The organism is Nocardiopsis sp. FR4 (assembly GCF_009830945.1).
In the GTDB taxonomy this organism is placed as follows: Bacteria; Actinomycetota; Actinomycetes; order Streptosporangiales; family Streptosporangiaceae; genus Nocardiopsis.
The window spans coordinates 85,044-110,589 of the sequence record NZ_ML776456.1 but is presented as its reverse complement, the minus strand read 5'-3'; the positions used below and the strand labels follow the sequence as shown (position 1 = coordinate 110,589).

The following is a 25,546-nucleotide window of genomic DNA, read 5'->3' as shown; positions in this document are numbered from 1 at the left end:
GAGCGCCGTAAGGAGGGCCTCATGAGGATCGTCGCCTGTCTGAACGGGGACCGCCGCCCCGGAGCGCACCCCGCCCTGCCCGTGTCCGTGGACCAGCTGGTGGCGGACGCCCACGCGGTGGTGGCGGCGGGCGCGACCGAGATCCACGTGCACCCGCGCGACCGCGGCGGAGCCGAGTCCCTGGAACCGCAGGTGGTCGGACCGCTGATGGAGCGGCTGCGCGCCGACGGGCCCGGGGTGCCCGTGTCACTGACCACGTCCCTGTCGGCGGAGTCCGACCCCTGGCGGCGCTACGACCTGGTGCAGAGGTGGGCGTCCTCGGCCCTGCCGGACTCGGTGACGGTGAACCTGCACGAGGCGGGCTCGGTGGACCTGGTGCACCTGCTGAGGGACCGCCGGATCGAGGTGGAGGCGGGGCTGTGGACGGTGGAGGCCGCGCGCATCCTCGTCGCCACCGGGCTGGAGGCCGCGTCGGTGCTGGTGGAGCCCACGCAGGTCACGGTGGAGGACGCCGAGCGCAACGCCATGGCGATCCTTTCGCTGCTGGACCGGGCGGGGGTGCAGCAGCCCCGGCTGCTGCACGGGATCGACGCGACGGCCTGGCCGCTCCTGGAGTCGGCGGTCTTCTCGGGCCACGACATCCGGATGGGGCTGGAGGACACCATGCGCCTGCCCGACGGCACGGAGGCGCGCGACAACGCCGCGCTGATCGAGCACGCGGTGGCCGTGGCCTCCGCCGCGGCCTGAACCGGTCGGCGCGGACCCGGGGCCCGAGCCGGGTCGGCGCCGCTCAGCCCAGCAGGGCGCCCAGGACCACGATGAGCATGATGGAGCCCAGCACCACGGGCAGCAGCCAGCGCTGCTTACGGTTGTTGGTGAGCATGCTCATGACGTGCTCCGCTCCGGAGGTGGGGTGGGATCCGTTTCCCAGCCTAATGCCCAGGTCCGGGCGGTTCGGTAGCGGTCCTCCCGTCCCGGGCGGCTCTCCACCAGGCACAGCTCCCCCGCACGCCACCCGCGGACCCGCAGGTCTCCCAGGGCGCGGACGGTGCCGCTGAGATCCCGGGCGGGGCGGCTGCGGGCGACCGTGATGTGCGGCACGTAGGCGCGGTCCTCGACCGGGAGACCGGTCCCGCGCACGGCGGCGCGCACCCCGTCGGCCAGGGCCCCGAGGGCCTCGGTGTCGCCGCTGAGCCCGGCCCACAGGACGGAGGAGCGCCGGCCGCCGGGCGGGAAGGTGCCCCAGCCCTCGACGGCGAGGCGCGGGGGCCGGTGCGCGCGGGCCTCGCGGCCGAGGGCTTCGGTGAGCGCGGGCAGGAGGCCCTCGCCCACCTCGCCGAGGAAGACCAGGGTGAGGTGCCAGTCCCGGGGCCTGGACCAGCGCAGGTCGGGGGTGTGCTCACGGCCCCGGTCGACGGCGGCGCGCAGCGCGTCGGTCACCTCGGGGGGCGGGTCGAGCGCGACGAAGAGTCTCATGCCCCCATCCTGCCCCGCCGTGAGCCGGTCGCGCCCCGAGGACGGCGGGGCGCGACCGGCTCACGGGTTCTCAGGTACGGCTGACCGCGTCCTCCGGGGGACGGGGTTCCCCGCCCTCGGAGGCGCCCGCCGCCTCCGCCGTGCGGGGGCGCCGGAGCGGCTCGGTCCCCGCCTCCGCGCGCGCGTCCGGGACGGGCTCCGGCTCCTCCGCCGCCCGCTCCCCGGCAGCCCGCTCCGCGTCCGGACGCCGTCGCCGCACCAGGTCGCGCGGGCGCACGCCCTTGAGCCGGAAGAGCGGCACGGACAGCGCCGAGACCACCACGACGGTCACCGAGCCGCCGATCACGAGGCTGGCCTGCGGGCCGAAGGAGTCGGCGAGCAGGCCGACCACGGGTGCGCCCAGGGGTGCCACGCCCAGGAACACCAGCATGAACATGCTCATGACCCGGCCGCGCATGTGCGGGTCCACGCTCAGTTGGAAGGTGGCGTTGATCGTGGTCATGTAGGTCATGAAGGCGATGCCCATGGGGACCAGGACCACGACGAACGGCACGTAGCCGGGCATGAGCCCGGCCACCACCTGGAGCACGCCGAACCCCATCGACCCCAGAAGCACCAGACGCAGCCGGGGCCGCTCCCGGCGGGCGGCCAGGAGGGCGCCCGCCAGCGCCCCGACGGCCAGGAACGCCGCCGCGGCGCCGAAGGCGTCGGCGCCGGTCTCGAAGACGTTGTTGACCATCAGGGCGATCTGGTTCTGGGTGTTGGCTCCGAAGAACTGCGTGCACGCGGCCAGGGCCAGCAGGAGGACGAGGTCGCGCCTGCCGCCGATGTAGCTGAGCCCCTCCCGGATCCGCCCCCTGCCCCCGGACGCCCGCTCGGGGGTGTTGAGCTCACCGGTGCGCATCATCGCCAGGGCCAGGATGGTGAACCCGAACGAGGCCCCGTTGATGAGGAAGACCGGGCCGCTGCCGATGACCGCGATGAGCAGTCCCGCGACGGCGGGTCCGGTGACCCGGCCGAGCTGGAAGCTGGCGCTGTTGAGGGCGATGGCGTTGGAGAGGTGCTCCCGGTCGACCATCTCCGGGACGAAGGCCTGGCGCCCGGGGTTGTCCAGCACGGTGATGAGGCCGAGCAGGAGGGCGAACAGGTACACGTGCCAGACCTCGGCGGCCCCGAGCGTGGCCAGCACGCCCAGGCCCACGGCGAGCACTCCCATGGCGCACTGGGTGCACATCAGCAGCCTGCGCTTGTCCAGCCGGTCGACCAGGGCCCCGCCCCACAGGCCGAACAGGAGCATGGGCAGGAACTGCAGGGCGGTGGTCATGCCCAGCGCGATACCGCTGCCACCGCTGAGTTGCAGGACCAGCCAGTCCTGGGCAATGCGCTGCATCCACGTGCCGGGGTTGGACAGCAGTTGGCCGAGGGCGAACAGGCGGTAGTTGCGGATGGACAGAGAGCGGAACATGGCGATACGCCGCATCAGTCCCTCCCCTGGAACGGGCGGGGAGGGACTGATGCGGCCACCGGCTGACCGCCGTGTCGAACCGGATGTATCGGACAAGCTGGACAAATAAGTAAACGGCGTTGACTCATCAGTGGAGTCAACGCCGTTTCCCGTCTCCGGAATTCCCGCCCGGAGGAGAAGGCGGCGGATCAGCCGATCAGCGCACTGATCGGGGCCTCCGCGAAGTGGATCAGGAACACCAGGGAGATCAGCCACAGCAGCGGGTGCACCTGACGCCTCCTGCCGGTGACCAGGCTGACGAAGGCGTAGGTCAGCAGGCCGAACCCGATGCCGTTGGCGATCGAGTAGGTGAAGGGCATCATGACGATCGCCATGAAGGAGCCCAGACCCAGGGCCGGGTCCTTGAAGTCGATGCTGACGACCTGGGTCAGCATCATGAAGCCCACGATCACCAGCACCGGCGTGGCCGCCTCGAAGGGCACCAGCGACACCAGCGGGGTGAACAGGGTGGCGACCAGCATCAGGGCGCCGGTGACCATCGGCGCGACGCCGGTGCGGGCGCCCTCACCGACGCCCGCGGCGGACTCGGCGTAGATGGTGGCCACCGAGGCCGAGCCCACGCCGCCGAGGATCGTGCCGAAGGCGTCGGCGGCCAGCACCTCGCGGCTGCCGGGGATGTTGCCGTCCTCGTCGGCCAGGCCGCCCTGGTGGGCGACACCGACCATGGTGCCCATGGTGTCGAAGAAGTCGGCCAGCAGCAGCGTGAAGACCAGCATGAGCACGGTGGCGAAGCCGATCTCGGACCAGCGGCCGAACACGTTGAAGCCGCCCTCGGTGAACAGGCCGATCAGCGAGAAGTCGGGTACCGCGACCAGGTCGCCCGCGCCGGTGGGCAGGGCCGGAACGGTCAGGCTCCAGCCCAGGCGGTTGTCGCCGCCGCCCAGGGCCACCTCGACCCCGATCGCCACGACCGTGGCGGTGAGGATGCCCAGCAGCATGGCGCCCGGCACCCTGCGCACGTACAGCGCGATGGTGACCAGCAGGCCGAGGACGAAGATGAGGATCGGCCAGCCCTGGAGGCCGCCGTCGCCGAGCTGCACCGGGGTGCCCTGGCCCGCCTGCACGAAGCCGGCGTTGACCAGGCCGATCAGCGCCAGGAACAGGCCCACGCCGACCGCGATGGCGACCTTGAGGCCGGGCGGGATCGCGGCGAAGACCGCGGTGCGGAACCCGGTGAGCACCAGGATCAGCAGGATGACGCCCTCGACGACGATCAGCATGAAGACGTCGGACCAGGGCATGACCGGCGCGATCCCGTAGGCGACGACGGCGTTGAGGCCCATGCCCGCGGCGATGGCGAACGGGTAGCGGCTGACCACGCCCATGAGCAGGCAGGAGATCGCCGAGACCACGGCCGTGACGGCGGCCACCTCGGGGATGCCCAGGGTGTCGCCGTTGACGTCCTCGGCCGTGCCGATGATCAGCGGGTTGAGGACGACGATGTAGGCCATGGCGAAGAAGGTCGCCAGGCCGCCGCGGACCTCGGTGCCGAGGGTGGACCCGCGCTCGCTGATGCGGAAGTAGCGGTCAATGGGCCCCGCCGGGCGCTTGCCGGTGTCGGTGGGGGATGCGCTTGGAGTTTTCACGTCGACAGCCTGACCTGGTCGTGTTATCGGACAACAAGGATTCTGCGCCAGGTTAGTTGCATCTTCATACAACTCGGGCCACATGTTCCGCACAGGATTCAGAGAAATCACCAGAGGATCGGATGATCCCGCCGGAGAGTGTGACGAAGACGTCCCCGCCGCGCGCGAGGCGCCGCGCACGCCGTCGCTCCCGCTCCGTGAGCGGATAGCCTGGAAGGCGTGCGCAAACCTCGTCAGCCCGACCCGGACGTCCACGAGAGCGACTACCGCGTGCCCGCGGGGATCGGCACCCTGGCCTGGACGGCGGCCCTCGTCGTCCTCCTGGCCCTGGGCGAGGACCTGCCCGAGTCCGAGCGCTGGTGGATCGGCGTGTGCGTGACCGGGATCGTGCTGGGCGTGTTCGGGTTCCTCTACATCCCGCGTCTGCTGCGCAGGCGCGCCCAGGCCGCCGCACGCGCGGACGAAACCGAATCCGACCGCCCTGACCTGCACTGACACGCGATCAACGGGGCACCGTACTTCTGCCCGATAATGGGCGGGTGTCTGAGACGAACTTCCCGCGCGGTCTGGCCGAGCGACTCCGCGGCATCCTCATCGACGCCGACTACACGGTGTCCGGCGTTCGCGACCGCCTCGGCGACGCCGCCGCACGAGCGCTGGCCCGTGAGGAACTGGTGCCCGCGCTGCGCGCCACCGGCGGTGAGGAGCGGCTCGGACTGCTGCTGCGCCTGTGGTGGCTGCGCTCCCCCATCCCCGCCCGTGCCGCGCGCTCGATCCTGCCGGTGGACGAACTGGCCGAGGCCGGTCTGGTCACCGTGGAGGAGGGCGCGGACGGTCCCGTCGTGCGCGCCTTGGTGCACCTGGGCCCCTGGGAACTGGAGGACGGCGGACCCGGCTTCGTGGTCTCCGATCCCAAGGTGCGGCCGGGCGGCGGCGAGGTCCCCCGGCACGACCACGTCGTGGGCGCGGGCGGCGCCTCCTCGACCCTGTCCCATCTGATCGTGGACGGCCCGGTCGACCGGGCCCTGGACGTGGGCACCGGCTGCGGCGTGCAGGCCCTGCACCTGGCCTCCCGGGCGCGCGAGGTGGTGGCCACCGACCTCAACCCGCGGGCGGTGCGCCTGGCCGGGATCAGCCTGGCGCTGTCGGGCGTGACCGGCGCGCGGCTGGCGCAGGGCTCGCTGTACGAGCCGGTCCGGGGCGAGCGCTTCGACCTCATCGTGTCCAATCCGCCCTTCGTGATCACCCCGGACTCCTCGCGGTACACCTACCGGGAGTCGGACCTGCCCGGCGACACCGTGTGCGCCGAGCTGGTGCGCCAGGCCCCCGAGTACCTGACCGAGGGCGGCTGGTGCCAGATCCTGGCGAACTGGCTGCACTCCGACGGCGACGACTGGGAGGACCGGGTCGGCGGCTGGGTGACGGGGACCGGGTGCTCGGGCTGGGTGGTCCAGCGCGACGTGCAGGACCCCGCCGAGTACGTGGAGCTGTGGCTGCGCGACTCGTGCGAGCACGGCACCCCCGAGTACACGCGCCGCTACGACGCCTGGCTGGACTACTTCGAGCGCCAGGGCATCAAGGGCATCGGCTTCGGCTGGATCAGCCTGCGCAACGACGTGGCCCAGGACGCGACCGTGCGGGTGGAGGAGCTGCGGCACGAGATCGAGCAGCCCGTGGGCCCCTACCTGCCCGACGTGGTGGACGGCGCCATGACGGCGCTGCGCCTGACCGACGCCGCCCTGCTGTCCGCGCACGTGGCGCTCGCGCCGGGCGTGGTGGAGGAGCGCGTGGGGCGTCCGGGCGCACCGGACCCGGAGAGGATCCTGCTGCGCCAGCGCGACGGCCTGCGCCGGGTGGCCCGCGTGGGCACGGTGGAGGCGGCCCTGGCCGGGGTGTGCGACGGCACCATGCCGGTGGGCCCGCTGCTGGACGTGATCGCCGAGCTCATCGGCGGGGACGCCGAGACCGTGCGCGAGCGCACGCCCGAGGCGCTGCGCACGCTCATCTCGGAGGGGTTCTTCCGGGTGGCCCGCTGAGCGGTGTAGAAGGCCACGGTGCGCCCGGCGTCGGCCTCGCGCAGCGGGGAGGGGTCGACCGCGTAGAGCCTGCGGGCGCCCTCCCTGCCACGGTGGCGAAGCCGTTCTCCCGGAGCACCCGCAGGTGCTGGGAGACGGCGGGCTGGGAGCTGCCGAACTCGGCGCGCACGGTCTCGGTCAGCTCGTCCGAGGAGCGCTCACCGTCGTTGAGCAGCTCCAGCAGGCGCCGCCGGACCGGGTCGCCGAGAACGTCGAAGGCGTGCACGACACCAACATATAACAAAGATCTTATATAAGCTAGGTTTGATGCCAGGGAGTCCGGAGGATCACCGGCCCTCGCCGGTGAACAGCACCTCGCCGCTGCCGTGCTCCTGGTCGCCGTCCAGCAGCGTGAACCCGGGGGCGTCCACGGGCACGGTGACCTCGGTGTCGCACTCCAGGCCGATGACGTGGTTCTCCCCGGGCGGGAACTCGCGCAGCTCCACGGGCAGCTGGGCGGTGCACTCGGCCGTCTGGTCCTCGTGGTCGAACCGGACGGTGGCGCGGTACCCGGAGAAGAACGGCGTGGCGCGACCGCCGTCGGACCCGCTGAGCATGGTCAGGTCCGCGGTGATCTGCTGGCCGGGGGCGTAGACGTGCTCGGTCTCGGGCTCGCCGGTGGGGATCACGTCCTCGGGCAGGGCATCGGAGCCGCTGCCGCCGTAGCAGCCGGTGGCGGCCAGGAGGGCACCGATGGCCAGGGCGAGAGGGGTTGCGCGCATGGGGATCCTGTCGGTTTCGATGGCGGCAGGGAGCTCCCGTGCGGGCGCTCCGCGCCCGCGTCCGGCTCCCCCGGACGGGAAGGGCTCACCCGCCTCGGGCGGAGGCCCATCGGGAACGATAGCGTCTGCCCATGGCCCGAATCGCCGAACTCATCCGCTATCCGGTCAAGGGATGCGCGGGCGTCCCCGTGCGCACCGCGACGATGACCCCCGCCGGGATCGAGCACGACCGCGCGTTCATGGTGGTCGACGGGGCCGGACACTTCCGCAGCCAGCGCAATCACCCCCGCATGGCGCTCGTCCGCGCCGGGATCAGCGACGACGGCGCGCGCCTGCGCCTGGACACCGACGGGTCCGGCCCCGTCGAGATCGGCGTCGGCCCGGAGGGGCCGCGCCTGGAGGTGACGCTGCACCGTCAGCGCCTCACCGGCGTGGACCAGGGAGCCGAGGCCGCCGCGTGGCTCTCGGAGGTCCTGGGCGCCCCCAGCCGCCTGGTGCGCGTACCCGCCGACCACGACCGCCGGGTGGGCGGCCTGACCACGGGCACCAGCGGGTTCGCCGACAGCACGGCCGTGCTCATGGCCTCCCTGTCCTCCCTGGACCTGCTCAACGAGCGCATCCTCGCCCGCGGCGCCCAGGCCGTGCCGATCGACCGCTTCCGCCCCAACGTCGTGGTGTCGGGCTGGACGGAGCCGCACACCGAGGACCGTGTGCGCTCAGTGCGCCTGGGCGGCGCCGAACTGGGCTACGCCAAGGTGTGCATCCGGTGCGCGGTCACCACGGTGGACCAGGAGCGGGGGGTCAGGGACGGACCCGAGCCGCTGCGCACCCTGGCGGGCTACCGGCGCGCCGACACGGGCGGGGTGTCCTTCGGCGCCAAGTTCGCGGTGACCCGGCCGGGCCCCCTCGCGGTCGGCGACGAGGTGGAGGTCACCGCCTGGGACGACCCCGAGGAGGGGCTCGGCGAGCGCCTGGCCGCCGCCCTGGCCGGCTGAGGCGCACGGCCCCTAGTCGTCCAGGTCGGCCTCGGCCAGGAGCCGGGCCGCGGCGGAGGGGTCGCGCAGCACCGCGGAGAGCAGGTGCCTGCGCGACCACTGCCCCGCGCGCCAGCACAGGGCCCGGGCCAGTCCGTCGGAGCCGGACGCGTGCAGCGAGCCGTCGCCGACGTACCACTCCAGCTCCACCCCGTCGACGGTGAGCGTCTGGTGGTGCAGGTAGGTGCGGTCGGGCTCGCCGTCGGGGTCGAGGAACAGGTCGGCCTCGTCCGGCACCGGACGGATCCGCCCGGCGGAGCCGATCCGGCCGGTGACCGCCTCACTGGCCAGGTCGAGGTCGAGGACGTCCGCCAGGGCCACGGCCGCCTCAGCCGGGGCCAGCACCAGTGCGCGGTCCTCCAGCAGCGGCAGCAGGTCCGGGGAGTCCACCACCACGGCGTCCTCGGCGTCGGCCACCACGATCGCGCCGCCCTGCACCGCGCGCACCCGGGAGGGCGGGGTGACCAGGTCGGCGTCCGCCCCCGCCAGCGCGGCCCACACCCGGCGCAGGGCCGCGCGGCCCACGTGCCGGGCCGGGTCGGCCAGCCTGGCGAGCAGGTCGTCGGGCCCGTCGGGGTCGGCCAGCAGGTCGGCCAGGCTGGTGCGCACGCCCAGGGCACGGGCGAACTCCGGGTCGATGTCGTCGGAGACCTCGTCGTACAGGCCGGTGAGCTCGGGCTCGGCGTCGGCGGTGCGCAGGGCCGCCGGAGCGGCGCCGCCGAGCAGGGCGCGGGTGCGCAGCCACCAGGCGGTGTAGGAGGGCACGTCCACCACGCGGCCGTCGGGCAGCAGGACCCGGGCGGGCGCGGTGACCGCCTCGCGCAGCGGCCCCTCGGCGAGCATGGCCAGCGCCCGGGGCCACTGGTCGTCGGCCACGTAGTCGAGGTCGGCCACGCACACCAGCTCGGGCACGACCGGCGGCAGGTCGGGGTCCCCGACCCGTTCCAGGACCTCGTCGGCCCAGTCCTCCAGGCCGTCGGGCCCCTCCTCCCCCGCCGCGCCGTCGAAGACCGACGCCAGATCCTCGCCGAGCGCGACCTCCTCGGCGCGCACCGCGGTCAGCTCCCACAGCGCGCCGACCGCGCGCAGCACCTCGGTCCCGTGCCGTTCCACGAGGTCGGGGTGGACGGTGCCGAAGGGGGCGTCGTCCACGAGCAGGTCGGCCAGGGGCGCTCCGGGCACGAGGAGCTCGGCGGCCACCGAGTAGCCGTCCTCGTCGTCGCGCAGCGCCAGCTCCGCCAGCCAGGGCGCGTCGACCGTGGTCGTCCCCGAGGCGGAGACCAGGTCCAGGACGGCCTCGGCGATCGGCTCGGGGTCGTCGGCGTCCAGGGAGTCGCGGACCGCGGCCTCGGTGCGCGGGTCGGACAGGACGGTGGCGGCGCTGGCCTCCACCGCGCCCAGGCGGTGCAGGAGCGGATGGACGGCGTCGGGGTGGGCCACCCGCACGCCGAGGGTGGCCAGGGCCTCCGGGGGCACCCGGTTGCCCCGGGCGTCGCTGACCTCGGCCCAGTCCTGGCCCGGCACGAGCAGGGAGCGCGGTCCGCGCACGAGGCGGCCGTCGGCGAGCGGGACCGGCAGCGCGCCGAGTTCGTCGAGGTCGGCGCCGCCGCTCCCGGCGGCCGCCAGGGCGGCGTACAGGCCCGCCCACCAGCTCGGCGGGCGGTCGGTGTCGGCGAGCAGGTCGGCGACGTCGGCCAGGCCCAGGCGCTGGACCCGCAGGGCGGCCAGGGCGGGGTGGCGGGGGCTCCACGTCCCCGGCAGCAGCTGGGGGACCAGTTCGGACAGGACCCCCGCCAGCTCGGCAGCGCCCCCGGAGGCACCGGTGTCGAGCAGCACCGCGTCGCGCGGGGCGACGGGCGCTCCGGCGGCGGTGGCCAGGAAGGGGGTGTCCTGGAGGGGTTCGGCGACGCGGGCCCGGAAGACGGCGTCCACGGCCCCGCCGCCCACCCGGGTCCCGGGTACCAGGTCCAGGGCGGCACGGGGGCCGAAGCGGCGCAGCAGGGCGCAGTAGGCGTCGGCGGCCTCCATGAGCAGCAGGTCGGTGGCGGCCCCGGGCTGCACGGCGCGCCGGTCGCTGCCGAGCGGGAAGGTGCCGATGAGGACGGCGGGCAGGTCGAGTTCGGTGTCGGTGGGCGTGGGCGCGTGCACCACGGCCTCGACGTCGGCGGGCAGCGCGGCCGCCGCCCCGTCCTCGTCCACGGGCACCGCCCAGGTGAGCGACCAGGCGGTGCGGTCGCGCTCCTCGGTGGGGCGGTCGGTGAGCAGCGCGGGGTCGAAGGCGCCCGAGCGGCTCAGCACGCGCCACAGGGTGGTGCGGGTGCCCTCGGCGTCCCGGTGGCCGGTGACCAGGTCGGCCGCGGCCTGGGACCCGGCCGCCGCCTCCTCCCGGGTGAGGACGCGTTCGGCGCCCTCCACCACCACGCGCACCTCGGCCAAGCCGGGCAGGGCCAGCAGGAGCGCCTCCCCGGTGCGGTCCAGGAGTTCGCGCACGCGCTCGCGGGCGGCGTCGTCGCGCAGCACCAGGGTGACGACGGTGTCGTACCCCCCGGCCCCCCGGCTTCCGGCGGGGGCGGGGAAGGGCAGCCGCAGCATGGGCACGTGCCCGGAGCGGCGCCCGACCTCCTCGGCGAGGCCGCCGTGGGTGCCCTCCTCGGCGAGCAGGGCGGTGACGGCCTCGCGGGCGGCCTCGGCGCTGAAGCGCACGGCCGACCCGCCGGAGTCGACGGTGACGTCGTCGCTGAGCGCGGCCACGGCGGAGAAGCCGACTCCGAAGCGTCCGGCGGACCCGTGGTCGTCGCGTTTGGTGGAGGCGCGCAGCGTGGCCAGCGACTCCACGCCCTCGGGGGTCAGCGGGGCCCCGGTGTTGGCCGCGGTCAGCACGCGGCCCTCCAACTCCAGGCGCAGCCGGCCGGGAACGCCCGCGCGGCGGGCGGCGTCCGCGGCGTTCTGGGCCAGTTCGACCACGACCCGGTCACGGTAGCCGCCGAGTGCGAAGTCCTCCTCGGCGTTGGCGTCCTCACGGAACCGGGCGGGCGCGTCGGCCCACGCCGCGAGAACGCGTCGGCGCAGCTCGGCGGTGTTGTAGGGATCGGCCACCGAAGCGGTCAGCGGCTCAGCCATGGTGGTTTCCTCCTGCGCTGCGGGCACGGCCCGGCACGGTGCACCCGGGGCGGAATCGGATGCGGTAAACCGACCCTAGCCCACGACGGCGCGGGGCCAGGGCGTGACCGTGCGGCGCGGCGGCGCTCGGCGCCGCGCGCTCAGGAGTCGGAGGAGACCAGTTCCAGCTCGGCGGTGTCGTCGAAGACGATGTGGTCGTAGCCCAGTTCGTCGATCACCGGACGGACCGGCTCGCCTCGCGGCTCGGGACGGCGCACCTCGGAGTGGGCACCGCACCCGTGGTCCATCGAGACCACCCTGCCGTCGTCGGGAGCGTACTCGTTGGTGCACACGCCGAACATCTGGCGCAGCTCACCCGCCAGAGGCGTCATGAAACCGCAGGTCAGGCAGCGCGCGGGCGCCGCCGCGGCGATGGGGCTGCGCGGACCGGCCTCGCCGTTGTACCAGCGCTCGGCGGCCTGCTCACGGCCCACCTCGGAGAGCACCTGGCGTCGGCCCAGGCCCAGCTCCCACACCATCTGCCGGTCCACGCCCTCCTCGTCCAGCTCGTCGTCGGGCACCTGGGCGTAGCCGGGCACGAGGCGCTCGTCGTCCTCGTCGGTGGGCAGCAGGTCGCCCACGCCGACGTCGCCGGGGCGCAGCCGGTCCTTCCACGGAACCCACTCGGGCGCGACGATGGCGCCCTCACCGGGCAGCAGAACGACCTCGTTGACCGTGACCTGCTTGGCGCGCGCGGCGCGGACCACGGTGACGGCGTAGTTCCACCCCGGGTAGGCGGGGTCCAGGCAGGTGAAGTAGTGGGTGACCAGGCGTGTGTCCTCGACCTGCGGGGTGAGGTGCTCACCCACCCATTCGGGCCGCCCGGCCTCGGCTGCCACCGACCGGGCCAGATCCACCGCCTCGAAACATGCCTTGTCCGGTACAGGAGAACGTCGAGAAGGGCTCACGTTTCCCATTCTCACTGATCGGCGGCACCGATTTGACCACAACGAGGGTCAAGGTTCGCCCGATACCAGCTCTTGATCGGACCGGGGCCCGGACACGGCGCGCTCGGAGCGCCGGTCCGGGGCCCCGGCCGCCGCTCAGGCCTCCAGGTCGTCGGCGACCACCCGCAGCACGGAGGCGATCTTGGCCGCCTCCCGCCGCTCGGGGTGGCGGCCCCGGCGGTAGCCGTTGGACAGGCCCTCCAGCAGCTTGATGAGGTCCTCGGTGATGACCACCATCTCGTCGGGCTTCTTGCGCCGCGCCTTGACCACCGAGTGCTGGGTCTCCAGGAGCTTGACCTGGAGCGCCTGCGCGCCCTTGCGTCCCTCGGCCACGCCGAACTCGACCCGCTGGCCGGGGCGCAGTGACGTGGTGCCGTTGGGAAGAGAGGAGGAGTGCACGAACACCTCACCGCCGTCGTCGCGGGTGAGGAAGCCGAAGCCCTTTTCGCCGTCGTACCACTTGACCTTGCCGGTGGGCACCTGGTGACCTCATGCTTTCAGTGACGTGCGCCCGGGAGGAGAGGGGCACGGTGGGATCCGCGCCGTCCGCCCGTTCCCGGAGCGCCCCTGGTTTCCATGGGTGTATCCAAGGTAGTGCCCGGGGGCTGACCGGCGCGAGGGCATAAGTCACGGGGCTCGGCACGCGGGGGCCCGGGCACGCGACGAGGCCCGGATGCGGATCATCCGGGCCTCGGCGTCGGCGGCGGCCCCTCATCCGCTGGGTGCGGAGCGTGGGACGGGACTCGGCGGAGAACGCGGGCCGCCTCGACGCAGGGTGGCGACCGGGCTGGAGACCGGGTCACCGGTACTGACGCGACCGCCTGAAGCGAAAGAGGCGGTGTACCGACATGACTACCCGAATCCGCGTGTCGGGACGCACGGTCACGTGCCGACCGGAAAAGGTTATTCCCCAGCGTTTGCCAAGCAATGACCCGGGAGGCGGCCCCTGAGCAGGGAGGACGCGGCGGAGGGCGTCGGCTTCGGCCTCAGGTCCGCGCGGAGGCCTCCGCGGCCCGGGCCGCGCCCAGGGCCCTGGGGTAGAGGTAGACCGCGCACACCAGGGAGGCCAGGCCCAGCCCGACGACGCCGGTCCCGGCCAGGGACTCCTGGACGTACTGGTCGACGAACTCGGCCTCACCGCCCCACAGGGCCATCCCGACCGCGCAGGCCAGCGGGGGCAGGCCCGCGCCGATCCACTTGTCCCGGCCCCGCCACACCTGGCTGAGCAGGATCAGGGCGGCGCTGAGCACCCACAGGAAGGACAGGTTCCACCACCAGGGCGCCGACACCAGGAGCAGGGCCAGGGCGACGGCCTCGGCCGGGGTGTGCCGCACGACGGAGGCCAGGCCGCGCAGGGGCCCGGGGTTCGGCGCGGGCTCCCCCGCACGGTCCGCGCGGCGGCCCCGGATGTGCACCTCGGTCTGGCGGGGCCCCTCGACCAGGGACATCAGGCCGCGGCTGGGCCCGCCCCGCCAGGGCGGCGGCGGCCGGTCGGCGTGGCGCGGCCTGGGCGGGATCAGCTCGTCGTCCTCGATGTCGAGGTCGCGGCCGGAGAGCTCCCGCTCGACCAGGTCCCGCGGCGTCCCCAGGCCCCTGAGGATCCCCCGCACGGTGTCCGCGTCGTCCCGGCCCGCGGCGGCGCGGCGGGCGTCGATGCGCGAGCGCACACCCGCGAGGTAGGCGGTGCGCTCCCGCGCGGTCATCCGACCGTGCAGTTCCAGGCCGACCTCGGACAGATAGTCCAGTACCAGTTGCTCCGAGCGCTGGGTCATGAACCCATATTGGCCTACGATGACCTGGCTTTTAAGCTCCTTTCCCGTGTTTCGGGCACGGCCTTCGGCATCGGCCCGCGATCGCGTGGGTCGAATACGGTGTGGCACCGGACGTCACACGAGGACAAAGCGGACTCGCGCGAACACCGGGGCGGGAATCGCTTAGCGTTGAGGCGATGACCGACAACGCACCGTCCGACGCGGACGTCTCGGCCCCGGGGGACGACGCGGCCCCCGGACCGCACCGTCCTCCCACGTTCACCTCCTGGCTGCGCGGCCGGTCGGACGCCGAGCTCTCCGAGCTCCTGCGCGCCCGCCCCGACCTGGCCCGGCCGGTCCCGGCCGACATCGGCGCGCTCGCCTCCCGGGCCACGACCCGCAACACGGTGCTGCGGGTCCTGGAGCGCCTGGACCGGTTCACCCTCCAGGTCCTGGAGGCGGTGGTCGCGCTCGGCGACGACCGGCTCAGCGAACCCGTGGGCGTGCCCGCGGCCGACCTGGCCGGGGCGCTGCGCCTGGACCCGCCCCCCGCGGGGCGGGAGGACCCGCTCTCCCGCGCGCTGGACACCCTGCTGGGGCTGGCTCTGGTCTGGCCCGACCGGGGACGGCTGCGCCCCGTGCAGGTGCTGCGGGACGTGCTGCCCCACCCCGCGCAGCTCGGCCCGCCCGCCCGGGTGCTGCTGGCCGCGCTGCCGCCCGGCGCCGCCAAGCGGCTCGCCGACGACCTCGCCCCCGACAGCACCGCGAGCACCCCCGTGGAGGCGGTGGCCGCGCTGCTGTCCGATCCGGGGCGGGTGGCGGCGCTGGTCGGCCAGGTCGGCGAGGACACCCAGGCCCGCAGGCTGCTGGACAGCATGGCGTGGGGGCCGCCGCACGGGACCGTCTCCGACGCCCGGCGCGAGGTGGACCTGTCCAGCGCGGCCTCGCCGGTCGACGCGCTCATCGCCCGCGCCCTGCTGCTGCCCAGCGGGGACGACACCCTGACGCTGCCGCGCGAGGTGGGGCTGTTCCTGCGCTCGGGCCCGCTGTTCCGCGAGGTGACCATCGAGCCGCCGTCGTTCGCGGGCACCGGGCACTCCGCGGAGACCGTCTCCCGGGCGGCCGCCGGGCAGGCGTTCACGGTGCTGCGTTCGGTGGAGGAGCTGCTGGAGCACTGGTCGCAGGACCCGGCCGCGGTGCTGCGCAACGGCGGCATGGGGGTGCGCGACCTGCGCCGGGCGGCGCGGGTGATGGAGACCGACGAGTCCACCGCCGCCCTGCTCGTGGAGGCCGCGCACGCGGCGGGGCTGCTCGGTACCGACGACCGGATCGAGGGCGAGTGGCTGCCCACCCGCGCGTACGACCTGTGGCGGGAGAGCCCGCCCGAGCGCCGGTGGCTGCGGCTGGCGGCGGCGTGGCTGGAGAGCGACCGGGTGGCCGCGCTGGCGGGCTCGCGCGACTCGGGCGGGCGGGTGCGCAACCTGCTCGGCCCGGGGTTGGTGCGCCCGGCCGCAGCCCAGGCCCGACGCGACCTGCTGGAGGAGCTGGGCACCGCCGACCCGGGGTTCGCGCCGCTGGCGGACTCGCTGTCGGCGCGCCTGGCCTGGCGCCGCCCGCGCCGCCAGTCCCCCGTCTACGCCGAACTCGTGGCGGCCGCCTCGGCCGAGGCGGCGGTGCTCGGCCTGACCGGGCTCGGCGCGCTGGCCGACCACGTCCGGCCGCTGCTGGAGGGGGACGAGGAGTCCGCCGCGCGGATCCTGGCCGGGGAGCTGCCCAAGCCCCTGGACTACGTGCTGGTGCAGGGCGACCTGACCGCGGTGGCCCCGGGGCCCCTGGTGACCGGGCTGGCCCGGGAGCTGGCGCTGGTCGCCGACGTGGAGTCCACGGGCGGGGCCACGGTGTACCGGTTCAGCGAGGACTCGGTACGCCGGGCGCTGGACGCCGGCCGGGGCGTGGCCGACATCACCGCACTGCTGGAACGGCACTCGCGCACCCCGATCCCCCAGGCGCTGCGGTACCTGGTCTCGGACGTGGGGCGACGGCACGGCCGGCTGCGGGCGGGAACCGCGTCGAGCTACCTGCGCTGCGACGAACCCGCCCTGCTGGAGGAACTGGTCAGCGACCGCCGGGCCCAGGACCTGGGGCTGCTGCGGCTGGCTCCGACCGTGGTGGCGAGCCGGGTGAGCCGGGCGGCACTGGTGGAGCGACTGCGCCAGCTGGGGTATCACCCGGTGCCCGAGGGCGGGGACGGCGCGATGCGCCTGGGCCGCCCCGAGGCGCGGCGCGCGGACCCGGTCGGGGTCCCGCCCGGGCCGGGGGAGGGCGTCCAGCGGAGGGAGACGGCCGACGCCGCCGTACGCGCCCTGCGCGCCGGCGACGAGGCGGCCACGGCGGCCCGCAGGCCGGTCCCGCTGCCCGAGGACGGTCCGCCCGGCTCGCGTTCGGCGGCGGTGCTGGAGGTGCTCGCCGGGGCCGCGCGCGAGGGGCGCCGGGTGTGGATCGGCTACACCGACACCGACGGCCGCCAGGTGAGCCGGATCGTGGAACCGTCGGGGGTGGACGGCGGTTTCCTGACCGCCTACGACGCCACGCGGGCGGCCGTGCACCGGTTCGCCGTGCACCGGGTGACCGCGGTGGCCGAGCTGGAGACCGACCCCCCGGCGGCGGAGGACGCCCGGACGGAGGACACCCGGCGGAACTGAGGCCGCGCTCCTTCGCCGCCCCGCCGTCCTCCACCGGTGTCAGGAGGTCCGGGCCGGGTCGGGGACGCGTCCGCTCCACCGTCCGGTGCCGGTGTCGCGGGTGAGGAGCATGGCCACCGGGACGGCGAACACGAAGGGGCTGGCGAACACCGCCAGCATCATGAGTCCCTCCTCTCCCCCGATCGTGAACAGGTACCCCGTGAGCAGGGCCTGGGCGACGGTCTGGAAGGCCACGTGGAAGCCCACGCAGGCCCACACGTTCCCCGTGACCAGGCGCAGGCAGCCCAGGACCACACCCATGCCGAAGAACAGCGGGAGCCGTTCGGGGAGCACACCCCAGCCCGCGGAGGGGATCCACAGCGCCAGCCCGAAGAGGGTGAAGAGCGCGGCCTGGGCCAGCACCGTGAGCCATCCCGGCAGGGCGGTGTTGAGGTTGCGGAAGAGGTAGCCGCGGAAGATCAGCTCCTCGGGCACGGCCTCGAACAGCAGCACCAGGACCACGAGTGCGGCCACGACCGCCGCGGCCTCGGCCGCGGGCCGGTTGGGGACGGCCTCCACCGCTCCGGACAGGAGGACCGCCGTGAGCCCCAGGAGGCCCGGCACGAGCCAGGAGGCGGCGCCCACCAGGAACGGCGGCGCCCATCCCCGGCCGGCCAGGAGGAGCCCGCTCCACGGCCGCCGGTCCAGGTACCGGCGGGCCAGCCAGACCACGGGCACGGCCAGCACGAACACCGTGAGGGCGTTCACCCAGTGCCGGAGTCCGGCCTGGGGCCCCTCCGGGAGACGATCACTGATCCACCCCATGACCTGCCACACCAGGAGGGTCGCCGCCATGACGACGGCGACCCGGACGAGGAGGTGGGGGCGTGCCCTGCCCGTCGTGGCGTTCGTGTGCGCGAGGTTCATGCCGTCAGCATCCGCCCGGATCCGCGGCCGGTCCATCGGGGACCCCACCGAGACCTCCCCCGAACCGTCCCCGGCCCGGTGTCGGGGTGCCCTCACCGGTCCCTCCGGTGGAGCCCGCGACGGTCGCGTGCGGGACGGGCGCGAACCGGCGGGCTAGGCTGGAGTCGAGTTGGTCACCCACCGACAGCGAGAGAACCCCCATGAGCAACGCATCGCTGCCCCCCGGGGCATCGTCCCCCCGCGAGCACGGCCGCGGTGACGACCGCGGGCGCGGGAGGAGCCGCGAGTCCGAACACGACCGCGACGAGCGGGAGTCCGAGCGCGACGGGCGCGGGGCGGAGCTCGGGGACCGCCGGGTGCCGGGCGGCTCCAGCAGTTCGACGATGGCCCTGATCCTGCACGCCGTGACCTTCGTGTGCTGCGCGAACTGGTTGTTCGGCATCGCCGGGATCGTGTTCGCGGTGCGCGCCGCGCACGCGCGCGACCGGGGGCGCCCGGTCCAGGCAGAGACGCTGACCCGCTACTCCTGGTACTGCCTGGGCGCGGCCGGGGTGATGCTCTTCGTGATGGCGGTGCTGACCCTGGTGGTGTTCACCCAGGCGGGCTCGTGGATCGGGGGGATCGTACCGGTCAACAACTACTGAGCGGTGTTTGGCGAACCCGCCCGACGGGCAACGCCTCTGCACAGGGTGCGAACGCGGGTACGCGACAGGTGACGGGGAGACAGGGCACGTGGTGACGAACGGCAGCGGCGGCCCCAGGGCCTTCTGGGAGAGGGAGCACGGCTCCGCTCCCGCGTCCTCCGCCGCGGCGCCGCGCGGACCGCTCGCCTCCCCCGCGCGGCGGGAGCCGACGGGGCTCCGGGAACTGTCGGCGCCCCCGCCGACGGACCCGGCCCAGCCGCCGGGAGCGCCCGCCCCGGCCGGTCCCCCCGCCCGCGTGGGCGGCGCGGTGGCGGCGCTGGTGGTGGCGGTGCTCAGCGTGGCCGGTCCGGCCCTGATGGTCTACCTGGAATACTGGTTCTTCCTGCTGGCGGTGAACCTGCCCGGGATCGGTTTCGGCATCGCGGCCCTGACCAGGCTCGCCGACCCCGCGGCGGTGGAGCGGTACATCCGCTACACCTGGGCCTGCACCTTCGCCTACGCCGCCCTGTTCGTCCTGTTCACGATCCCGCTGGCGGTCATCTTCGCGGTGATGTTCCTCCTCACCTACTGAGCCCGCGCCCCTCCCCTTCCCCACCGGCGCCCCGGCGCCGCACGAGCCATGGAGCCACGACCTTGAGTGAGAACTGGCGCACCGGTCCCCCCGACGACCCGTACGCGGGCGCGCCGAACCAGTACGGCGCCGAGCCCTACAAGGACCCGACCGGCGGGTACGGCGGATACGGCCCCGCGAGCGGCTACGGAGTCCCGCCCCACCAGGACCCGGCGGGCCCCTACACGATCGGACCCCGGTACCCCGCGTACGGCCCCCCTCCCCACCAGGGCGGCGCCATCGCGGCCCTGGTGGTGTCCATCCTCATGGTCCTGTCCTGCTGTGCCCTGCCCTCCATCGGCGGGATCGTCTTCGCCTCGATGGCACTCTCGTCCGCCTCGGACCCGGAGAAGGCCGGGCGCGACGTCCGCAACGCGTGGATCGCCAACGGTGTCAGCGTGGGCCTGATCGTCCTCTGCGCGGTGGTCATCGTGATCGCGGTGGCCACCGCCTAGCGTCCGGGCACCGCCCGGCGTCCGGGCCCGGCGCCCCGGGGGTTATGCTCCCGGGGCATGATCGGGGGTCCGAAGTCGTTGCACCTGGGACCGCCCCCGACCCGTGAGATTGAAGGTCCGTGTGTCCTGCCTGATCGTCCAGTCCGACAAGACGCTCCTGCTCGAGGTCGACCACGAGCTCGCCGACGAGTGCCGGCGGGCCATCGCGCCCTTCGCCGAGCTGGAGCGGGCTCCCGAACACGTGCACACCTACCGGATCACCCCGCTGGCGCTGTGGAACTCCCGCGCCGCCGGGCACGACGCCGAGCAGGTGGTGGACGCGCTCATCCGGTTCTCCAGGTTCCCGGTGCCGCACTCCCTGCTGGTGGACATCGCCGAGACGATGGACCGCTACGGACGGCTGCGGCTGGTCGGCGACCCGGTGCACGGCCTGGTCCTGGAGTCCTCCGACCGTGCGGTCCTGGAGGAGGTGGTCCGCTCCAGGAGGCTCGGCGGGATGCTGGGCGAGCGGCTGGGCGGGGACTCCGTGGCCGTGCACCCGAGCGAGCGGGGCAACCTCAAGCAGGCCCTGCTGAAGATCGGCTGGCCCGCCGAGGACCTCGCCGGGTACGTGGACGGCGAGGCGCACCGGATCGACCTGGTCCAGGACGGCTGGGAGCTGCGCGGCTACCAGCGCGAGGCGGCGGAGAGCTTCCACGCGGGCGGGTCCGGCGTGGTGGTGCTGCCCTGCGGCGCGGGCAAGACCGTGGTCGGCGCGGCGGCGATGGCCATGACCGGCGCGACCACGCTGATCCTCGTGACCAACACCGTCTCCGTGCACCAGTGGCGGACGGAGCTGCTGCGGCGCACCTCGCTGACCGAGGACGAGATCGGCGAGTACTCCGGCAGCCGCAAGGAGATCCGTCCGGTCACGATCGCGACCTACCAGGTGATGGCGGCCCGGCGCAAGGGCGTCTACACGCACCTGGAGCTGTTCGACGCCCGCGACTGGGGGCTCGTGGTCTACGACGAGGTGCACCTGCTGCCCGCTCCGATCTTCCGCATGACCGCCGACCTCCAGGCCCGGCGGCGCCTGGGCCTGACCGCGACCCTGGTGCGCGAGGACGGCCGGGAGGGCGACGTGTTCTCGCTGATCGGCCCCAAGCGCTACGACGCCCCGTGGAAGGACATGGAGAACCAGGGGTGGATCGCCCCGGCGGACTGCGTGGAGGTCCGGGTGGACCTGTCGGAGTCCGAGCGGCTGGCCTACGCGACCGCGGAGCCGGAGGACCGCTACCGGTTCTGCGCCTCGTCGGAGACCAAGACCTCCGTGGTCCGGGAGATCGTGGAGCGCCACTCCGGCGAACAGGTGCTGGTGATCGGCTCCTACATCGACCAGTTGGACGAACTCGGCGAGTCGCTGGGCGCGCCGGTGGTCAAGGGCGAGACCCGCAACAAGGAGCGCGAGCGGCTCTTCGACGCCTTCCGCGCCGGGGACCTGCGGACGCTGGTGGTGTCCAAGGTCGCGAACTTCTCCATCGACCTGCCCGAGGCGGGGGTCGCGGTGCAGGTGTCCGGCTCCTTCGGCTCGCGCCAGGAGGAGGCCCAGCGGCTGGGCCGGGTGCTGCGCCCCAAGGCCGACGGCCGCGCCGCCCGCTTCTACGCCGTGGTCGCCCGGGACACGCTCGACCAGGACTACGCGGCGCACCGGCAGCGCTTCCTGGCCGAGCAGGGGTACGCCTACCGGATCACCGACGCCGCCGACCTGCTCTCCGGCGAGGAGCTCTGACCCGGCTCAGACGGAGGGCAGGACGCCCATGACGTAGGTGCCCGCCGCGATCACCCAGGCCACGAGGGAGTAGCTGAGGGTGCGGGTGCGCAGGACGCGGTCGCCCCGCACGGAGGGCGCGGCGAAGGCGGCCACGAGGAGGGCCAGGCCGAGCAGCGCGGGGATGGCGGAGGCCAGCGCGAAGAGCTGGGTCTGGGCGGCGCACGCGGTGTAGCCGGAGGTGCCGGGATCACCACAGAACACGTCGTTCCCCGATCGTTCGGTGCGGTCGGTACTCCCTGACCGTACCGTTTCGGAGGAGGCGGATCAGCAAGGACGCCGACCGGATCCCGGTTTCCCCCTCTCCGGGCGCGTATCGGCGTTCCCCGGTGCCGTTCCGCGCCCTTTACACGAACCCCACTCGTGTCCAATCATGAGGGCACGACAGCCCCCAGGAGGTCACCCATGCCCGAGTCCCCCGCCCCCGAGAGCACCCTCGCCCCCGGCCCTTCCGCCCCGCCCTCCGCGGAGCGGCGCACCGGTTTCCACTCCCTGCGCGGCGGCGGTCTGAACTGGGACTCCCTGCCGCTCCGGCTCTTCGCCAAGGGCAACGCCAGGTTCTGGGACCCGGCCGACATCGACCTGAGCCGGGACGCCGAGGACTGGAAGGGACTGGGCGAGGCCGCCAGAACGCGCATCCTGCGCCTGTGCGCCTTCTTCGTGGCGGGCGAGGAGGCGGTCACCGAGGACATCCAGCCCTTCGTGCGGGCCATGGCGGCCGAGGGCAGGCTGGGCGACGAGATGTACCTGGCCCAGTTCGCCTTCGAGGAGGCCAAGCACGTCCAGGCGTTCCGGCTGTGGCTGGACGCGATCGGGGTGCGGGAGGACCTGCACGGGTACGTCGACGCCAACCCCGGCTACCGGGCGCTGTTCTACGAGGAGCTGCCCGGTGCGCTGGACCGGCTGCTGGAGGACCCGAGCCCGCGCAACCAGGTGCGGGCCTCGGTGACCTACAACCACGTCATCGAGGGGTCGCTGGCCCTGACCGGGTACTACGCGTGGAACCACGTGTGCGCCGCGCGGGGGATCTTTCCGGGCATGCGGGAGGTCGTGCGGCGGATCGGCGACGACGAACGGCGCCACATGGCGTGGGGCACCTTCACGTGCCGGCGCCACGTGGCGGCCGACGACGCGAACTGGGACGTGGTGCGCGAGCGGCTGGACGAGCTGCTGCCGTACGTGATGGCCACGGTCGAGCGGGGCGAGGAGCCCTCGGACGACCCCGGTTCCCAGCGCTACGAGCTGTCTCCGGGGGAGCTGGTCCGCTACGCGGGGGACCGGGCGCTGCGGCGGCTGGGCGCCATCGAGTCCGCGCGCGGGGTGCCGGTCGCCCGGATCGACCTGGACGCCAGCCCCGAGGACCTGGAGGAGCGGTTCGGCGAGGAGGACCGGGAGGCCATGGGCCGGGTCGCCGCCCGGGGGCGGGTCAGTTCGCCGGAAGCACGCTGACCGCGCCCGGGGGCGCCTCCTCCGCGTGCCACAGCTCCCGGCGTCCGCGCTCGGCCTCCAGGGCGATCCTGCCGAACGGCTCGTTCCGCCAGGCACCCACCTCCAGGTGGTTGGCGTAGAGCACCTCGCCGTCGCGGGAGAGGACGTAGACGGAGTCCGCGAGCTGGTGGGTCTCCAGGAACTCCACGGTGTTGGGCAGGCCCAGGTAGAAGCGATCGTGGTCGGACTCGGGCGTCCAGCGGCCGAAGCCCTGGTGCGCGCGGGCCCGCGCGTAGCGGTCGGCGACGGCGAACCTGCTGTTGGAGGTGTGGGTGGCCACGAAGGCGACCTCCACCCGGTAACCGGCGTCGCGGAAGCCCTCCACCCAGGAGGCCGCCCAGTCGGCACGGCCGAGGGGGTGGCTGCACACCACGTCCGCCCGGCCCGCGCGGACGTGCTCCATAGCGAGCCCGTGCAGTCCGCCGACCTGCCGGGCCAGCGAGGCGGAGGCCGCGCGGTCGTCGGCGGCCATCGCCCACTCGTAGTCGGGCGCCAGGCGCAGCAGGTCGTCGCCGTCGTAGCTGACGGTCCCCTCGGGCAGGACGGGCGGCAGGAGGCGCTGCAGGGTGGACTTTCCCGAACCGGGCTGGCCGCCCAGGAGCAGGAGGCGGGGCTCCTCGCGCGCCGCCCCGGTGAGGCGTTCGCGCAGCGCGAGGTCGAACAGCTCGGCCAGGTCCGCGTCGGTCAGGGTCCGGCCGGGGTCCTGGGGGGTGGCACCGTCGCGGGGGCGCACCGGCTCGGCCCGCAGTTCGGCGACGGTCGCGGGCAGCTCCCGGTTGACGCGGTCGACCTCCTCGGGGGTGAGAAAGGGCAGCCGGGCCTCCTCCGCCAGGAGTGCGGCCGCGCGCTCGCGGAGTCCGGGGTCGGAGCCGACCCGGCTCAGGCACGCGCCGACGGCGGCGCTGTAGAGGTTGTGGGCCTGTTCGCGGGCCTCGCGCTGGGCCGCGGTCTGCGGCGGGAAGCCCCCGCAGGAGCTGTCCCCCAGGAGGGTCGTGCCCCTCCGCGCCGTCGTGTCCGCCACCGCCATGCCGTACACCTCTCCGCAACCTCCCTGGCGGCCGGGCCCGGAGGGGTCCGGGGCCGACCGGTTCGCCGCCGCCGACACGGGGGATGTTAGTGCGTCGGCGCGCGGCGGGAGGGGGGTTTGGCCCCCTTGGCCGCACACGGCCACCGGGTGCGGGGCCGGTGGGGAGGAGGGGCGGGGCGGGACGCGGGTGTCCGCGTCCCACCCCGCCGTGCCGGGTTACGGTCAGTCCGCGGAGCAGGTCACGGCGGGCACACCGTTGGTGCCGCCGTGCGTTCCGGTGAACCCGAACTCGGCGCTGTCACCGGCGCCGAGGGAACCGTTCCAGCCCAGGTCGGAGGCGGTGACCTGGGAACCGCTGGAGGAGATGTCGGCGTTCCAGCCCTGGCTGATCCGCTGGCCGTCGGTGTAGGACCACGTCACGGTCCAGCCGCTGAGAACGGAGTCGGCGGTGACCTTCACCGCCGCCTGGAAGCCGCTGCCCCAGTCGCTGACGATCCGGTACTCGGCCGTGCAGCCGTCGCCCGCGGGGGGATCGGTCGGCTCGTCGCTGGGGTCCTCGCCCGGGTCGGTGGGCTCGTCCGGGGGCTCGGGCGCGTTCACCGCCATGTCGTAGGCGGCCTGGGGCACGAACTGTCCGGCGGGCGCGATGCAGCCGTCGGCCTCACCGGGCAGCTTGGTCCAGACGAAGGCGTCGACCAGCGGGTGCCCGGTGTTGGTGGTGCTGGGGCGGCCGATCATCCGACCGGGCGGGTCGCACCACTCGCCGTCGGGGGCGGGGCCGTTGCCGTTGCGGCTGGTGTCAATGACGGCCCCGAGGCCCTGCACGCCGGTGGCGGCGATCACGGCCTCGGCGAAGGCGATCTCGTCGTTGGTCCAGTTGTAGTTGGAGGTGTTGGTGGCGACGCCGTGGGCGCTGTTGGCGATGTCGGCGCCGTTGAGCAGCTCCGCCGCCCGTCCCGGGCTGAGCCAGGCCGAGTGCCCGATGTCGAAGTAGACCCGGGCCTGGGAGGAGCCCGCCCTGAGCGCCTTGCCCGCGTGGGCCATGGACGCCAGTAGGTCGGACGGGTCGCTGCAGCCGCTCACCAGCGGGAGGGCGTCGGGTTCCAGGACGATGGTGGCGGGGCGGCCCTCCAGTCCGGCGGCCACCTCGTCCACCCAGGCGCGGTAGGCGTCGTGGCTGGGCGCCCCGCCCCCGCTGTGGTTGCCGCAGTCGCGGCCGGGGATGTTGTAGACCACCAGGATGGGCGTCTGGCCCTGGGCCTGGGCGGCGGTGACCACGGCGTCCACCTCGCCGCGGACCGTGCCGGGGTTGTGCTGGGTGAACCAGGTGGCCTGGGCGACCGAGGCGATGCGGTCGCGGATGACGTCGGCCCTGGGGTCGCCCGGGTTCTCCCGGACCCAGACGGCCGCCGACGTGTTGGGGTTGACGTAGAAATCGGACGCCGCGGCCGAGGCGGGCGACATGCTGAGCAGTGCCGCTCCGGTGACCAGCGCGGACAGGGAGCCGAGTACGGCTCCGATGGCTATGCGTGTGCGGGACATGAGCCTTTCCTTGGTTGTGCGTTCCCCCGTGGTACCCCCGGGACCTCCGTGTCGTCGGGTGTCGGACAGATGCCTGGGAGCGCTCCCAAG

The 25,546-nt window shown here is 74.1% G+C and carries 22 protein-coding genes and 1 pseudogene; 10 read left to right on the top strand and 13 right to left on the bottom strand.

Annotated elements, in window-relative coordinates; genetic code table 11:
* The first annotated feature begins 21 nt into the window (after nt 1-21).
* On the top strand, nt 22-747 hold the full coding sequence (locus FYW95_RS04185) for a 3-keto-5-aminohexanoate cleavage protein (protein WP_159943536.1): 726 nt from the start codon (nt 22-24) through the stop codon (nt 745-747).
* Between the two features lie 138 nt (nt 748-885).
* Here the strand turns inward: FYW95_RS04185 and thpR are convergent, their stop codons facing one another.
* The 3 genes from thpR to FYW95_RS04170 all read right to left on the bottom strand — a co-directional run bounded on the left by thpR (nt 886) and on the right by FYW95_RS04170 (nt 4,587).
* The gene (gene thpR, locus FYW95_RS04180) at nt 886-1,476 is read right to left on the bottom strand and encodes an RNA 2',3'-cyclic phosphodiesterase (RefSeq protein WP_159943537.1); all 591 of its coding nucleotides are present in this window, start codon (nt 1,474-1,476) and stop codon (nt 886-888) included.
* 70 nt (nt 1,477-1,546) lie between these two features.
* Entirely contained in the window at nt 1,547-2,956 is a 1,410-nt protein-coding gene (locus tag FYW95_RS04175) for an MFS transporter (protein ID WP_159943538.1), read from the bottom strand.
* A 173-nt stretch (nt 2,957-3,129) separates the two neighbouring features.
* Nucleotides 3,130-4,587: an NCS2 family permease gene (locus FYW95_RS04170; protein ID WP_236567881.1), complete on the bottom strand. Its 1,458-nt coding sequence runs from the start codon at nt 4,585-4,587 to the stop codon at nt 3,130-3,132.
* A gap of 219 nt (nt 4,588-4,806) precedes the next feature.
* Here FYW95_RS04170 and FYW95_RS04165 point away from each other — a divergent pair, with 219 nt between their 5' ends.
* A complete protein-coding gene (locus FYW95_RS04165; RefSeq protein WP_159943540.1) occupies nt 4,807-5,082 on the top strand; it encodes a DUF2530 domain-containing protein in 276 nt (91 codons plus the stop codon).
* 44 nt (nt 5,083-5,126) lie between these two features.
* Nucleotides 5,127-6,623 carry a DUF7059 domain-containing protein gene (locus tag FYW95_RS04160; protein ID WP_160050017.1) on the top strand — a complete coding sequence of 499 codons (1,497 nt, stop codon included), beginning with the start codon at nt 5,127-5,129 and terminating at the stop codon, nt 6,621-6,623.
* A 26-nt stretch (nt 6,624-6,649) separates the two neighbouring features.
* Here the strand turns inward: FYW95_RS04160 and FYW95_RS04155 are convergent.
* Together FYW95_RS04155 and FYW95_RS04150 are read right to left on the bottom strand one after the other, a co-directional pair.
* Nucleotides 6,650-6,888, bottom strand: a pseudogene (locus FYW95_RS04155) (ArsR/SmtB family transcription factor); the annotation flags it as partial.
* 61 nt (nt 6,889-6,949) lie between these two features.
* Entirely contained in the window at nt 6,950-7,384 is a 435-nt protein-coding gene (locus FYW95_RS04150) for a hypothetical protein (RefSeq protein WP_159943542.1), read from the bottom strand.
* Nucleotides 7,385-7,515: 131 nt separating this feature from the next.
* Between FYW95_RS04150 and FYW95_RS04145 the strand changes: the two genes are divergently transcribed.
* The gene (locus FYW95_RS04145) at nt 7,516-8,379 is read left to right on the top strand and encodes an MOSC domain-containing protein (protein WP_159943543.1); all 864 of its coding nucleotides are present in this window, start codon (nt 7,516-7,518) and stop codon (nt 8,377-8,379) included.
* 12 nt (nt 8,380-8,391) lie between these two features.
* Here the strand turns inward: FYW95_RS04145 and FYW95_RS04140 are convergent, their stop codons facing one another.
* From FYW95_RS04140 to FYW95_RS04125, 4 genes are all read right to left on the bottom strand, one after another.
* Entirely contained in the window at nt 8,392-11,538 is a 3,147-nt protein-coding gene (locus tag FYW95_RS04140) for a sacsin N-terminal ATP-binding-like domain-containing protein (protein WP_159943544.1), read from the bottom strand.
* A gap of 140 nt (nt 11,539-11,678) precedes the next feature.
* Nucleotides 11,679-12,434, bottom strand: a complete 756-nt coding sequence (locus FYW95_RS04135) for a DUF3027 domain-containing protein (protein WP_159943638.1) — start codon at nt 12,432-12,434, stop codon at nt 11,679-11,681.
* Nucleotides 12,435-12,620: 186 nt separating this feature from the next.
* Nucleotides 12,621-13,004 carry a cold-shock protein gene (locus FYW95_RS04130; RefSeq protein ID WP_159943545.1) on the bottom strand — a complete coding sequence of 128 codons (384 nt, stop codon included), beginning with the start codon at nt 13,002-13,004 and terminating at the stop codon, nt 12,621-12,623.
* 506 nt (nt 13,005-13,510) lie between these two features.
* Nucleotides 13,511-14,296, bottom strand: coding sequence for a hypothetical protein (locus FYW95_RS04125; RefSeq protein ID WP_159943546.1), 786 nt, complete (start codon nt 14,294-14,296; stop codon nt 13,511-13,513).
* Between the two features lie 176 nt (nt 14,297-14,472).
* Here FYW95_RS04125 and FYW95_RS04120 point away from each other — a divergent pair, with 176 nt between their 5' ends.
* Nucleotides 14,473-16,977 carry a helicase-associated domain-containing protein gene (locus FYW95_RS04120; RefSeq protein ID WP_160050016.1) on the top strand — a complete coding sequence of 835 codons (2,505 nt, stop codon included), beginning with the start codon at nt 14,473-14,475 and terminating at the stop codon, nt 16,975-16,977.
* A gap of 39 nt (nt 16,978-17,016) precedes the next feature.
* On the opposite strand, the gene FYW95_RS04115 is transcribed toward FYW95_RS04120, so the two are convergent.
* Nucleotides 17,017-17,883: a CPBP family intramembrane glutamic endopeptidase gene (locus FYW95_RS04115; protein WP_159943548.1), complete on the bottom strand. Its 867-nt coding sequence runs from the start codon at nt 17,881-17,883 to the stop codon at nt 17,017-17,019.
* 200 nt (nt 17,884-18,083) lie between these two features.
* Between FYW95_RS04115 and FYW95_RS04110 the strand changes: the two genes are divergently transcribed.
* The 4 genes from FYW95_RS04110 to FYW95_RS04095 all read left to right on the top strand — a co-directional run bounded on the left by FYW95_RS04110 (nt 18,084) and on the right by FYW95_RS04095 (nt 21,360).
* Nucleotides 18,084-18,527: a CD225/dispanin family protein gene (locus tag FYW95_RS04110; RefSeq protein WP_159943549.1), complete on the top strand. Its 444-nt coding sequence runs from the start codon at nt 18,084-18,086 to the stop codon at nt 18,525-18,527.
* A gap of 91 nt (nt 18,528-18,618) precedes the next feature.
* The gene (locus tag FYW95_RS28815) at nt 18,619-19,098 is read left to right on the top strand and encodes a hypothetical protein (protein ID WP_370462401.1); all 480 of its coding nucleotides are present in this window, start codon (nt 18,619-18,621) and stop codon (nt 19,096-19,098) included.
* 62 nt (nt 19,099-19,160) lie between these two features.
* Complete coding sequence (locus tag FYW95_RS04100; protein WP_201294672.1) at nt 19,161-19,592, top strand: DUF4190 domain-containing protein; 432 nt, start codon at nt 19,161-19,163, stop codon at nt 19,590-19,592.
* A 121-nt stretch (nt 19,593-19,713) separates the two neighbouring features.
* Nucleotides 19,714-21,360: a DNA repair helicase XPB gene (locus tag FYW95_RS04095; RefSeq protein ID WP_159943640.1), complete on the top strand. Its 1,647-nt coding sequence runs from the start codon at nt 19,714-19,716 to the stop codon at nt 21,358-21,360.
* 6 nt (nt 21,361-21,366) lie between these two features.
* Here the strand turns inward: FYW95_RS04095 and FYW95_RS04090 are convergent, their stop codons facing one another.
* The gene (locus FYW95_RS04090) at nt 21,367-21,603 is read right to left on the bottom strand and encodes a hypothetical protein (RefSeq protein WP_159943550.1); all 237 of its coding nucleotides are present in this window, start codon (nt 21,601-21,603) and stop codon (nt 21,367-21,369) included.
* A 201-nt stretch (nt 21,604-21,804) separates the two neighbouring features.
* On the opposite strand from FYW95_RS04090, the gene FYW95_RS04085 reads away from it, so the two are divergent.
* Nucleotides 21,805-22,848, top strand: coding sequence for a R2-like ligand-binding oxidase (locus FYW95_RS04085; RefSeq protein ID WP_159943551.1), 1,044 nt, complete (start codon nt 21,805-21,807; stop codon nt 22,846-22,848).
* Here FYW95_RS04085 and FYW95_RS04080 read toward each other — a convergent pair.
* Nucleotides 22,826-23,914, bottom strand: a complete 1,089-nt coding sequence (locus FYW95_RS04080; RefSeq protein ID WP_160050015.1) for a zeta toxin family protein — start codon at nt 23,912-23,914, stop codon at nt 22,826-22,828. The genes FYW95_RS04085 and FYW95_RS04080 overlap by 23 nt on opposite strands.
* Nucleotides 23,915-24,136: 222 nt before the next feature.
* Entirely contained in the window at nt 24,137-25,456 is a 1,320-nt protein-coding gene (locus tag FYW95_RS04075; RefSeq protein WP_160050014.1) for a glycoside hydrolase family 6 protein, read from the bottom strand.
* Between the last annotated feature and the right edge of the window lie 90 nt (nt 25,457-25,546).

What these genes read in the sequence shown, in the direction of transcription:
- FYW95_RS04120 (WP_160050016.1), top strand. Translation starts at nt 14,473, where the DNA reads ATGACCGACAACGCACCGTCCGACGCGGACGTCTCGGCCCCGGGGGAC.
- FYW95_RS04185 (WP_159943536.1), top strand. Translation starts at nt 22, where the DNA reads ATGAGGATCGTCGCCTGTCTGAACGGGGACCGCCGCCCCGGAGCGCAC.
- FYW95_RS04175 (WP_159943538.1), bottom strand. Translation starts at nt 2,956, where the DNA reads ATGCGGCGTATCGCCATGTTCCGCTCTCTGTCCATCCGCAACTACCGC.
- FYW95_RS04115 (WP_159943548.1), bottom strand. Translation starts at nt 17,883, where the DNA reads ATGAACCTCGCGCACACGAACGCCACGACGGGCAGGGCACGCCCCCAC.
- FYW95_RS04085 (WP_159943551.1), top strand. Translation starts at nt 21,805, where the DNA reads ATGCCCGAGTCCCCCGCCCCCGAGAGCACCCTCGCCCCCGGCCCTTCC.
- FYW95_RS04075 (WP_160050014.1), bottom strand. Translation starts at nt 25,456, where the DNA reads ATGTCCCGCACACGCATAGCCATCGGAGCCGTACTCGGCTCCCTGTCC.
- FYW95_RS04110 (WP_159943549.1), top strand. Translation starts at nt 18,084, where the DNA reads ATGAGCAACGCATCGCTGCCCCCCGGGGCATCGTCCCCCCGCGAGCAC.
- FYW95_RS04125 (WP_159943546.1), bottom strand. Translation starts at nt 14,296, where the DNA reads ATGACCCAGCGCTCGGAGCAACTGGTACTGGACTATCTGTCCGAGGTC.
- FYW95_RS04080 (WP_160050015.1), bottom strand. Translation starts at nt 23,914, where the DNA reads ATGGCGGTGGCGGACACGACGGCGCGGAGGGGCACGACCCTCCTGGGG.
- thpR (WP_159943537.1), bottom strand. Translation starts at nt 1,476, where the DNA reads ATGAGACTCTTCGTCGCGCTCGACCCGCCCCCCGAGGTGACCGACGCG.
- FYW95_RS04145 (WP_159943543.1), top strand. Translation starts at nt 7,516, where the DNA reads ATGGCCCGAATCGCCGAACTCATCCGCTATCCGGTCAAGGGATGCGCG.
- FYW95_RS04150 (WP_159943542.1), bottom strand. Translation starts at nt 7,384, where the DNA reads ATGCGCGCAACCCCTCTCGCCCTGGCCATCGGTGCCCTCCTGGCCGCC.
- FYW95_RS04140 (WP_159943544.1), bottom strand. Translation starts at nt 11,538, where the DNA reads ATGGCTGAGCCGCTGACCGCTTCGGTGGCCGATCCCTACAACACCGCC.